Genomic DNA, 10,606 nt, shown 5'->3' with positions numbered 1-10,606 from the left:
CGCGCGCCAGCGGATGCGGAGCGGGCGGCGGCTCCGCCATCAGGCAGAGCCGCCAGCGATCCAGCACGCGGGCGTAGGCCGTGGCCTCGCCGCTGTCGGAGCAGGGCGGCGTGATCGCCGGGATCTCGTCGGCCAGGCAGGCGCGGTAGGACAGCACGACATAGGCGCGGCGCGCGCGCGTCTCGGCGGGCGCATCCTCCGCCTCCGTCTCCGCGTCATCGCCGCCGGGCACGGAATCGTCGCCGGAGACGCTGTCCGCGCCGGCTGCCGTGTCTCCGCCCGATGTCGTGTCCGCGCCACCGCCTGCGTCCGGTTCCTCCGCGGCGGGTGGCGCCGGCGGCGGGGCGAGGTCCGACCAGAAGGGCGCCAGCGCCAGGCCCGTCACGTCCAGGCAGACCTCCTGATCGACATGGATCAGGCGGCCCAGCGCATCCACCGCCAGGCCGGGCGCGCAGACCAGCTGCACGGTGTTGTTCGTCGCATCCTCCCGTGCCGAGAGGCGCAGGCCCCAGACCGTGCCGTGGCCATGCAGCGTCGCCGTCAGCAGGCGTTCGCGCAGCAGGTGGTAGCGCTGCTCGGCGGCGAAATCCTCCGCCCCCAGCAACTGGCCGTAGCTGTAGCGCAGCCGGGAGAAGGGATCGCCTGGCGTCGCGGGGTCCGCATCCTCGAGCGGTGCGAACAGCGTGGCGGTGTCGCTCATGGCCATCGCGTCCTGTGCTGGTTCAGTGGGGTGGCGCCAAGGCGCCAGCGCGTGTCGCGATCCGCACGGCCGAGGGTGCGGCCGGCGCCGAGCGGTGCGGCGAGGATCGCGGGCGTGAAGCCCGGGCGGCTGCCGATGCGCGCGATGCCCACCAGGCTGCCGGCGCCGAGCCGGAAGCCGGCATCGAGCCAGCAGAGATCATGGACGGTGTGCGCCGGCTTGTGCGTTTCCGTCGCCAGGTCGAGCACCGCCGCCAGCTCATCCGTGCGGCAGGCGGGGATGATCACGGTGAAGCGGTGCGCGAAGCGGCGATGGAAGCGGATCACCGGATCGGGGTCGAGCGGGTCCGGCGGATCGGCCTCGGGGCAGGGGCTGCCGCCCTCGGCGCGGATCGCGGCGCGGCGCAGAACCAGCGCGGCGTGCCGCAGCGCGAGCGCCTGTTCCCAGGGCTCGGCCGGCAGGCTGTCCGGCCCCTCGTCGTCGCCGATCTGCAGGCCGGGACCGAGCACGCCCCAATCGGCGGTGCCGAGCACCGCCGTGCTCTCGCGGCGCAGCCGGAAGCCCTCGATGATCTGCACCGGCGCGCGGGCGAGGATGGAGAGCAGCCGCGTCAGGCCAGGGATGGTGCCGCGCTGGCGCCAGAGCGTCATCGCCTCGTTCAGCAGGCTGCGCCGCACCGCCTCATCAACGCGGGCGTCGAAGACCAGCGCCAGGAAGCTCGCGAGCCAGTCCAGCGCCTCGCGCGGCGTCGTGGTGGCGGAGAGCAGGTGGCGCAGCGCGGTGACGCGGGCGTCGGTCTCGGTGACGAAGCCCTCGAACAGCGCGAGCGAGCGGTCGGTGGCGTCGGCCGAGACGGGATCGCCGCGCCAATAGGCCGGCAGCAGGTCCATCAGCGACGGCCGCGGACAGGTGGCGCGCAGCGCGAAGAGCGCGGGGGCGCGGCGCTCGGTGCCGGAGAGGCGCAGCCGCAGCCACAGCCAGCGCCCGGGCGGCGCCTTGATCACGCCCTCCAGCGTGACCATCGCCTCCGGCGGCGGATCGGCGGCGCCGCGTGCGTCGTGCAGCGGGTCCTCGCTCGGGATCGCGGTGGAGAAGGGCGGCAGCGGCGTGTCGGCATAGGCGGGGCGGCTGTCCAGGATGCCCACCGGCGACCAGCCCACCTGCTCCTCCGCCGTCAGCGAGCCGAGCGGCGGCCAGGCGCGATCCTCCGGCACCGGCGCGCTGCGGTCGGCCGGCGGGCGCGGCGCGCGCTGCAGCGCCAGCGGCGGCAGCGTGTCGGCGGTGCGCGCCTCCACGAGGATCCGCGTGCCGGATGGGACGCAGGCGTCGAGGAACAGGCGATGCCAGACGCAGGCGAAGACGCCGGAATCGAGCGCGAAGGTCTCCACCACGCCATCGGTCGCGAAGCGCGGCTCCTGGGCATAGAGCGCGCGGGCGCCGGTGGCGGTGGAGGCCATGACGCGGCCATCGGCACCGATCCAGATGGCGCGCCCGTCGAAGCCGCGCACGGCGAAGCCGCCCTCGGCTTCCGGGCCTGCATCGGTCAGCAGGTATTCGGTGAAGCGCGTCGGCAGTTGCGCGCCGGGCACGCCGGCGACGTCGGCGACCAGCACGCGGTCGGCTGCCGTCATCAGCGCATGCAGCGGATTGGCGATGCCGGGAAGGCGGTGCAGGACGGGCGCGGCCGGGCCATCGAGCAGCGCGACGCGCCGGCCCTCCAGCACCACCACGGCGTTGGCGAAGCGCGGATCGGCGGCGATGGCGCGTGGCGCGGCCGGCAGCGCCACCCCGATCCAGGCGCCGCCCCAGGGATGCAGGAACAGCCGCGGCGCCGCGCCATCCGCGACGATCACGCCCCAGGCGGCGCAGCCGATGGCGATGGGGTTCGCGTCGGCGGGGAGGGGGAGGCGCGCGGAGAGACGGAAATCCGGGCCGAGCATGCGGACCGCCGGCGGTGCGCCGTCGAGCAGCCACAGGCGTCCATGCGGGTCGCGCGCCAGCGCGCGCGGCGGGGAGCGGGCCGGCGGCGGCGCGGGCGCCGCGAACTCCAGCGCCGCGGGCGTCGCTGCGCGTGCCTGCGGCACCGCCCATGCCGCCCACGCCCCGTCCCGCAGCACGAACAGGCCACGCCGCGGATCGGCCAGCAGCACCGCGCTGCCCGCGCAAAGGTCCGGCGGGCACTCCACCACCGAGGCCGCGCCCATCGCCGCCCGCCAGGCCGCGAGGTTCACCGGCCCTGGTGCCTCCGCGACCGAGACCGCCGTGGCCAGCGTCACCCGTGCCGGCGCGCCCTCGATGCGGGTGGCGCTGTGGTCGCAGCGCTCCCACATGCGGCGGCCGGTCAGGTGGAGCATGGCGGGCTGGCGCATGCTCAGCACTTCTCGACTTCGACCGGCACCGGCATGCCGTCCACCGGCGCCGGCGGCTCGGGCGCGATCGCCTCGGCCTTCTCGCCGATCGCGACCCGCACGCTGCGGATCACCGGCAACTGCCAGGCGAGCATCGGCACGCTGCCGCTGACCGGCGTGACGGCGCCATCGGCGCCGATCGCCTCGCCTTCCAGCAGCACCTCGTTCACCAGCCGCACGCCCTGCACGCGCAGCGCCGCGGCTTCCGCGTCGCGGTCGCGCACCGCGCGGCCGAAGGGCCAGCCGGCGCCGTCCGGGCCATAGGGCGGCAGCGGCGCGAAATGCTGGCGCAGCGCCAGCTCCACCCAGCGCTTCAGCGTCTCCCCGCCGGTGCCGGGCTCGGCCTCCACCGCGACGGAGAGATCCACCGGCACGTATTCGGGCGGGATGACATAGAGCTCCGTCGTCACCAGCCGCCGCGGCTCCAGATGGGCGCAGACGCGGCGCAGCATCTCGCGGTCGGGCGTCGGCGTGTCGGGCGTGACGGGATCATGCGCGGGCAGCACCACGACGGTGACGGTGCCCGGGATGCCATCGGCGCGCTGCTGCGGCTTGTGGCGCGGCAGCACATGCGCGCGCCCCACCTGGCGGCCCGGCGTCTCCAGCGCGATCTCGACGAAATCCTCGGCCGCCACGGCGCGGTCATGGGTGCGCAGCGTGCGCGGGATGCGCGCGGTCGCCTCCGCGATCGTCTCGGCGTCCTGGCCGCCTTCGGCCGGCAGCGCGTTTTCGCAGCGCAACGCGACGCGCGCATTCTTCACCCGGCTGACCGCCATCGCCGGCACATTGCCCCGCGCACCGCCGCCGGCGCGGTAGCCGAGGCAGCGTATCGCCTCGCCCGGCAGCGGCATGCGACCATGCAGCCCGTCGCCGAAGGTGATCGTGCCCTCGACCGGATCGAGCAGATAGACGGGATCGTCGGGCCCGCCGAGCGCCAGGTCGTCCACCCGCGTCCATTTCTCCCAGCCGAGCGTGCCGCGCACCTGCACCAGCTCGCTGTCCTGCAGCATCGGCGCCTTGGAGAGCCGCACCACCTGCGCCGGCCGGCCGGTGCCATGGCCGAGCAGCTCGGGCGCCGCGGTGACGGCCTGGGTCGCCGCAACGCCGTTGCCTTCCACCAGGCGCAGCCGGATCGGCGGATGCGCCGCCTCGATCCTGCGCAGGCTGATCCAGCCGAGCACCCGCGCGGCCTGCTTCGGGTCATCGAGCCGCGGCGGCAGCGGCCCGACGCCCAGCAGATCGGGGTCGGGCGGGTCGAAGCTGTCCTCGGTCCAGTCGCCGAGCACCGGCACGCCGCCCTTCATGTCCGGCAGCCGCAGCCGCAGCGTGCCGGAGCGGGTCAGCCCCTCTGTGCCGTCCGCCACGATCGACAGCCGCTCGAAGGCCGCGCGGTCCACCCGCTTCGACGCGCCGTGGAAGCGGCCGGTGGAGATCTCGGCGCGCACCGGCCAGGGCGTGCCGGCGGTGCCGGGATCGGGGCAGCGCAGCACGTCGGCCGGGCCGCAGAGCGCGTCATCGGTGCGCACGCCGAGGTTCAGGACGCGGCCGGAGATGCGTTCGCGCAGCACCGCCAGGGCTTCCGCCGGCGTGCGCGGCGCCAGTGCCGACAGGGCATCCTCCGGCGCCAGCAGGCACAGCCACAAGCGCCCGTCCAGCGTGCCCGCGCTGCTGGTCGGCGCCGGCAGGGCGCCGCCCTGCACCGCCGGCATCGGCACGGTGCGGTAGGCCGAGATCGCGCCCGGCGCGGTGCCGAGATGCGATTCCAGCAGCTGGCTGACCGCTTCCGTCCCCTCCGCCGGCACGGTCTCGTCGTGCCGCGCCTTGACGAAGCCCGCCACCTCCAGCGGCAGGACGGTGATCTCCTCGTCGGCCTCGAAGGAGACCGGACCGGCCGCGCATTCCAGCCGCGGCGCGGTGGGGGAGAAATCGGGCGTCTCGGCGTCTATCCCGCCTTTCGGCAGCACCAGGCGAAGCTGCACCCGCGCGGGGATGGCAGGCCGCGGCGGCAGGTTCAGCAGCTTGAGGAACGCCAGCTTCGCCGCTTCCGGCGCGCGGTTCAGCCGATAGAGCAGGTTGTCGCCCAGGAACGCGAAGAGCTCGATCAGCGTGACGCCGGGATCGGTGGGACTGTGATCCGTCCATTCCGGCGCATGCACGGGGATGCGCCGGACCAGCTCGTCGCGCAGATCCTGCCAGGAGCGGTCGTCCAGGCGGGGTGGCTGGATCGCCATGGCTCAGCCTCCTCCCTGCAGGGTCAGCCCGACGCTCGCGGCCTGCGGCACCGCGCTGCCGGGAATGCGGAAGCGCACCGTGATCTCCAGCCGCTCGGGCTCGCGCGGCGCGGTCGCGACCTCGACCTCGACGCCTTCGAGCTTGAGACGGGGCAGGTCGCGGGCCATCGCTTCCTCGATCGTGAGGCGGATGCGGGTGCGGGTTTCCAGGCTGTTCGGCTGGAACAGGAAGCGGCGCAGCCCGGCGCCGAACAGCGGGCGGCCGATGCGCTCGCCGGGCTCGGTCAGCAGCACCGCGCGCACCGCCTGGTCGGCCGCCTCCGGATCCTCCACCCAGCCCCAGCCGGCGGGGCCGACGAGTGGCAGACGCACACCGCGCAGCGGCTTTGCCTGGGTTCCGCTCATGACGATTTCTTCGGCACGGGGACGGGGATGCAGAATTTCAGCAGCAGCATCCAGAAGAAGCCGGGGATCAGGATGAGGATCGAGAAGATGATGCTGAACAGGATGAAGGCGCAGATCGTCAGCACGGGAATGCCGAAGCTGCAGATCCAGCCGATGCCCCAGGCGCGCTTGGTGTCGCCCGGCTCCTCGCCGGTGATGTAGCTGCTGTTGGGCGGCGCGGCGAAGGCCGCGAAGGGCTTGGCGCGCGCCTTGGCCATGCGGGGGATGTCGCGGATCAGCTTGGGGATGTCCGGCAGCTGCACCGTGGCGGGCTGTGCGCCGAGGATGTCGGTGGGCTCCGCGATGCTGAACGGCTCGCTGCCGAGCGTCCAGACGATCGTCTCCGTCTCGCATTTGTCGCGGCCCGCCACGCGCGCCCAGCACCAGACGGCATAGAGGCTGTCATGGTCGTAGCGCTTGCGCGGCACCCGCGCCTCGTCGCGCGCCACGCGCAGCGCCACCGCCTGGTCGGCGTAGCGCGCGGCCAGCGATATGCCGAGCGAGGCGACGGCGAAGGATGTCGGCGCCGCGCCGGGCAGGCCGAGAAGGCCGCGCGCGGGCTGCTCCAGCACCTCCAGCCCCTGGGCGCGCAGGATCGCGGCATCGGAGGAGCCGGCGGTCAGGGCGCCGATCCGGCCGGCGATTGCCGTGGCGCGCGTGGCGAGCCGCGCGGTCTGTTCCTCGTCGAAGGCGGTGCCGGCCGGCGCCGCGCCGGTCTCGAACTCCACCAGCGCGTCTTCCAGCCGGCGCGCGGCGTCATGCGCATCGGAGGCGCGCAGATCGCCGCTGCCGGGCGGTGTCGCGCGATCGAGCGTCGGCCAGCTCGGCGCATCCGCCGTGCCGCGCCATGCCTCGAGGCCGAGCGATGCGGCGATCTCCTCGCCCAGCGCGCCGGGCGTGCCCGCGGGAAGGCCGCCCTGCAGCGCGATCAGCGATGCCGTCTCGGCATCGGCGCCGAACATCTGCCGGCGCAGCGTCGCGGCGAGCGCGATGCGCAGCACGCGCAGCCGCAGCATGAGGCAGACCCAGAGCACGCCGGCATCGGCGGTGTCGAAGAAGACCGACACGCCGGCCCTCGCGGGCGGAATGGCGGTGCCCTGCCGCAGCGCCGTCGCCACCTGTCGCAGCCGGTGGTCCAGCAGGATGCGCCAGGAAGGACGGTTCGCCGCGTAGTTCTCCCCGCCCCAGGTCGAGCCGAAGCGCGTTGTCCGGTTGGCGGGCTGCACCGCCCAGGTCGCCAGCAGGTCGCGCGCGCGGCCGAGCCAGATGCCGGCGGTTTCCGGCGCGTCGGGGTCGAGCGCATCCGCATCCGACGTCGCCGGCGCCAGCACCGCGAAGCCGGCCGCGAGCATGCTGCCGAAGGCGCGGTCCAGCGTGAAGGCGACGGACTCGTCGGCATCGGCGAAGGGGCGCGCCGCGCTGCCGATGAAGCCATCCACCGTGGTCCAGGCATTGGCGATCTCGGCCGCACCCGGCTGCGTCGGCAGCAGCGCGGCATCCAGCAGGTCGTGCAGCGCCGTGCCGATGGTCGCGGCCAGCGCGGGCGTCGCCACGGCGGCGTCCTGCATCGTCTGCGTCGCGCGGGATTGCAGCGCCGCGACCGTCGCGACCGGGGAGGCGGGCGCGGCATCGGCCGCCTGCTCGGCAGCGGAGAAGACCGGCAGGTAGCCATACAGCGTGCAGTGCCGCGCCGCGGCGCCACCCGCCGCATCGGGCTGCAGCAGGGCGAGCTTCGCGCTGTCCAGCGCCGCGGGCAGGGCCGCATCGGCGGCGAGGCCGAGCCGCGCGCGCAAGGCGACCTCCTGCCCGGCGAAGGCGCCCGGCGCGAGCGCCTGCGGATCGAGCTGCTCGACCGGCAGCGCCAATTCGGTCCAGACGCCCCGCTTGCCGTCGGCGCTGATCCAGTCCTCCCAGCGGGCGCGCGTGCCGTCCGGCCGCAGCCGCCGCACCACCGCGCCGGCGGCCACGATGCGCGCGCGGTCCACCGGCGGGAAGCCGAGGCGGCGGCAGACCAGGTCGAAGGCCACGAAGGTGAAGCGCTGGTGCAGCGGCAGATAGAGCTTGCGCAGCCAGGGCGGCGTGCCCGCGGGGATGCCGTCGCCCGGCAGCCCGTCATCCTCGATGGCCAGCGGCGCGGCACGCGCGAGGGTGGCCGGGTAGAGCGCGGCGCCCGCCGCATCCAGCACGCCCGAGGGCGGTTCCGACCAGTCCCGCCAGGGCAGCAGCCTGGGCAGCTTCTGCGCGTCGCCGACCGCGGCCAGGAAATCCTCGATGAAGGACGTGCCCTCGAAGCTCAGCAGCGGCGGCGCGGCGGCTTCCGGCATCGCCGCCCCGCGCAGGAAGAAGGGCAGGGCGGGCACCAGCGTCTCCCGCGGCGCGTGCTTCGCGGCCGGGACGAGGAGGCGCCTGCGCGCGCGGGGGGCGAGGTCGAGCGGCATCACCAGACGTTCCCGGCGCCCGGCGTGTAGCTGGCGCTGATCACCGAGTTGGTGATCAGCGTGTCGCACTGCACGACGCCCGAGAAGCGGCTCATGCCCGCATCCACCTGGACCATGCCGGCGCTGACGGAGAGCTGGGCCGGCGCGTCGATGGTCACGCGGGTGTTGGCGGTGATGGCGACATTCCCCGCCGCGTCCATCGTGAGCGTCACGCCGTTGGTGTGCGTGAGGGTCACGGTGCCGCCCGCGGCATCGTCGAGCGTCAGCTTGTGGCCGCCCTGCGTCTCCACCTCCACCTTCTCGGCGCCCGCCGTGTCGTCCAGCAGCACGCGATGACCGGAGCGCGAGGTGACGGAGCGCAGGTTGTTCTGCCCGTCCATGGTCTCGGGCGGCGCATCCACGCCGTTCCACAGCGCGCCGATCACATAGGGCCGGCTCGGATCGCCGCCGTGGAAGGCGACGAGCACCTCGTCGCCCGGCTCCGGGATGAACCAGGTGCCGCGGTCGGCGCCGGCCATCATCGTCGCCAGCCTTGCCCAGGCCTGCGCATTCGCCGCATCGGCGCCGAGCCAGGGCAGCTCCACCTTCACGCGGCCCTGGCTGTCCGGATCCTGCACGTCGCGCACGAGCGCAGGATAGACGCCGGCGAGGACGGGGCGGCTGACGCCGCCGAAGTCGAAGGGGCTCATGCGCCAGCCTCCAGCGCGGCGCGGCACGCTTCGAATTCGGTGCGGTAGCCCGATGCCTGGTCGAAGCAATGGCGCACCGCGGTCACCTCCCATACGCCGGAGAACCAGGCGCCGAGATCCAGCAGCTCGACCCGGCCGCCGACGCGCAGCTGCGGGCTGCCGCGCGTGACGCCGCGGCCGCGGACGAAGCCGCGGGCGCGGTGCTGCATGCGCGCCTCGGCCAGCCGCCGCGCCTCCTCGGTGCTGGCGGGCGCATCGAGATGCAGGTCCTCCGGCGCCTCGCCCCAGGCCTGTTGCACGATCTCCGCGCCGGTGCGCCCCTGGCCCTCGGCGGCGGCGCGGGCGGCGTCGGTGCCGGCTTCCTCCGTGATCGCCTGCTTGCCCGCCACGTCCCAGCCATGCACGCGCACCGCGCTGCGCTGCTCCGCCAGGTCGGCCTTCAGCTCGAAGCGGATCAGCTCGTTGAGGCGCGTCAGCGTCACCGGTCGCGCGCCGTCGCTTCGCGTCGAGACCTTCACCGCGCCGTCGCGCAGCGTGATGCGCGCATCCAGCGCGCGCGCGCGCTCGCGAAGAAGGAAGAGCTCGCTCTGGCCCACCTGCCAGCGCTGCGTGTGGGTGGGGCCCTCCGCCTGCACATCCGCGCGCAGCCCGGCGTCCTGCACCAGCTGGCTCAGCATGTCCGCGTCGCTGCTCTGCTCGAACACGCGCGAGCGGCGCTTCAGGCGCAGCCGCGCCAGCGCGTCCTCCGCCAGGATGGTCAGCTCGGGCGGGCGCTGCTCGGGGTAGAGCGCGCCGATGGCGTTGATGGTGCCGTCGAACACCGTCTCGCTGCTGCCGCCGACGTCGAAGGCGACGACGATGGACTTACCGAAATCCAGCCGGCTGCGGTCGAAATGGACGAAGCCCGGGCTGCCGGCGCCCTCGGCCGCGCCGAAATTCAGGAACACCGCTTCCAGCTCGTCCACGCCGCTGCTGTCCGCGCGTGTTTCCAGCCGGATCAGGTCGCGCATGAGCGCGCTGTCCTCCCGCCCGTCGATGGAGATGACCGGCCGTGCGCCGACCAGCAGGGGCGGGCCGTCGGTCATCGCTGCGGCAGCCTCCGGCGGAGCTCGCGCTCCAGCTCCTCGGCGATGAGCGCGCGGATCGCGGCGCGGAGCTCCTCCACCTGCACCTCCAACGGCTGGCCGCCGGACTCGGCGGATTGCGCGCCCTCGGCCGCGGACGCGCCGCCGCGGTCCATGCTGATGTCGGTGTCCACCTGGCCGATGATCACCGGCATGGCTCAGCCCCCGCCGCAGCGCGCGCAGCCGCAGCCGCCGCCGCAACCGCATCCGGATCGCGCTGCGAAGGCCGCCGGCACGAAGCGCGCGGACGCGGTGCCGAGCGCCTCCCAGCGCGGCCGCCGGTCGCCGGTGGTCTCCGCTTCCCGCGGCACGCTGCGGATCGCCTGCGGCGCGATGCCGGTCGGCGCGCGCGGCAGCACCGGCGGCGGCGAGCCGCGCGGCGCCAGGGCCGTCACCGCATCCGGCGTGTTCGGCGCGGCCAGCGCGATCCCCGCCGCGCGCTGCGACAGCACGATGGCGGCAAGCCCCGCCGCCTGGCTGCCCGGCGGCGGCCCTTCCGGCGCCCAGGGGCTCGGCGGCGCGGGGGTCGCGCCCTTGACGGCCGGCGCGGCGCCCCCGCCCCGGCCCGGGGG

General features: G+C 74.8%; 8 protein-coding genes and 1 pseudogene. All 9 read right to left on the bottom strand.

Annotated features, from left to right (window positions below; genetic code table 11):
• The coding region (locus AC1MIR_RS14100; protein ID WP_480028829.1) for a hypothetical protein at window positions 1-700 on the bottom strand (700 nt) is incomplete at its 3' end.
• On the bottom strand, window positions 697-3,069 hold the full coding sequence (locus tag AC1MIR_RS14095) for a phage tail protein (protein ID WP_480028828.1): 2,373 nt from the start codon (window positions 3,067-3,069) through the stop codon (window positions 697-699). The genes AC1MIR_RS14100 and AC1MIR_RS14095, both read right to left, overlap by 4 nt.
• Before the next feature lie 2 nt (window positions 3,070-3,071).
• On the bottom strand, window positions 3,072-5,339 hold the full coding sequence (locus AC1MIR_RS14090) for a putative baseplate assembly protein (RefSeq protein WP_480028827.1): 2,268 nt from the start codon (window positions 5,337-5,339) through the stop codon (window positions 3,072-3,074).
• A gap of 3 nt (window positions 5,340-5,342) precedes the next feature.
• Window positions 5,343-5,744, bottom strand: a complete 402-nt coding sequence (locus AC1MIR_RS14085) for a GPW/gp25 family protein (RefSeq protein WP_480028826.1) — start codon at window positions 5,742-5,744, stop codon at window positions 5,343-5,345.
• Window positions 5,741-8,224: a hypothetical protein gene (locus AC1MIR_RS14080; protein WP_480028825.1), complete on the bottom strand. Its 2,484-nt coding sequence runs from the start codon at window positions 8,222-8,224 to the stop codon at window positions 5,741-5,743. Before AC1MIR_RS14080 ends, AC1MIR_RS14085 begins: the two co-directional genes overlap by 4 nt.
• Window positions 8,221-8,910, bottom strand: coding sequence for a phage baseplate assembly protein V (locus AC1MIR_RS14075; RefSeq protein ID WP_480028824.1), 690 nt, complete (start codon window positions 8,908-8,910; stop codon window positions 8,221-8,223). The genes AC1MIR_RS14080 and AC1MIR_RS14075 overlap by 4 nt, the downstream gene beginning before the upstream one ends.
• Entirely contained in the window at window positions 8,907-9,995 is a 1,089-nt protein-coding gene (locus AC1MIR_RS14070; protein WP_480028823.1) for a phage late control D family protein, read from the bottom strand. The genes AC1MIR_RS14075 and AC1MIR_RS14070 overlap by 4 nt, the downstream gene beginning before the upstream one ends.
• Window positions 9,992-10,189, bottom strand: a complete 198-nt coding sequence (locus tag AC1MIR_RS14065; protein ID WP_480028822.1) for a hypothetical protein — start codon at window positions 10,187-10,189, stop codon at window positions 9,992-9,994. Before AC1MIR_RS14065 ends, AC1MIR_RS14070 begins: the two co-directional genes overlap by 4 nt.
• 3 nt (window positions 10,190-10,192) lie before the next feature.
• A pseudogene (locus tag AC1MIR_RS14060) lies at window positions 10,193-10,606 on the bottom strand (hypothetical protein); the annotation flags it as partial.

It is taken from the genome of Falsiroseomonas sp. RANM36, assembly GCF_056682175.1.
This window is presented reverse-complemented; position numbering and strand designations above follow the sequence as displayed.

Bases quoted from the DNA above. Each gene is read 5' to 3' on its own strand.
- AC1MIR_RS14095 (WP_480028828.1), bottom strand. From the start codon at position 3,069: ATGCGCCAGCCCGCCATGCTCCACCTGACCGGCCGCCGCATGTGGGAG.
- AC1MIR_RS14090 (WP_480028827.1), bottom strand. From the start codon at position 5,339: ATGGCGATCCAGCCACCCCGCCTGGACGACCGCTCCTGGCAGGATCTG.
- AC1MIR_RS14085 (WP_480028826.1), bottom strand. From the start codon at position 5,744: ATGAGCGGAACCCAGGCAAAGCCGCTGCGCGGTGTGCGTCTGCCACTC.
- AC1MIR_RS14075 (WP_480028824.1), bottom strand. From the start codon at position 8,910: ATGAGCCCCTTCGACTTCGGCGGCGTCAGCCGCCCCGTCCTCGCCGGC.
- AC1MIR_RS14070 (WP_480028823.1), bottom strand. From the start codon at position 9,995: ATGACCGACGGCCCGCCCCTGCTGGTCGGCGCACGGCCGGTCATCTCC.
- AC1MIR_RS14065 (WP_480028822.1), bottom strand. From the start codon at position 10,189: ATGCCGGTGATCATCGGCCAGGTGGACACCGACATCAGCATGGACCGC.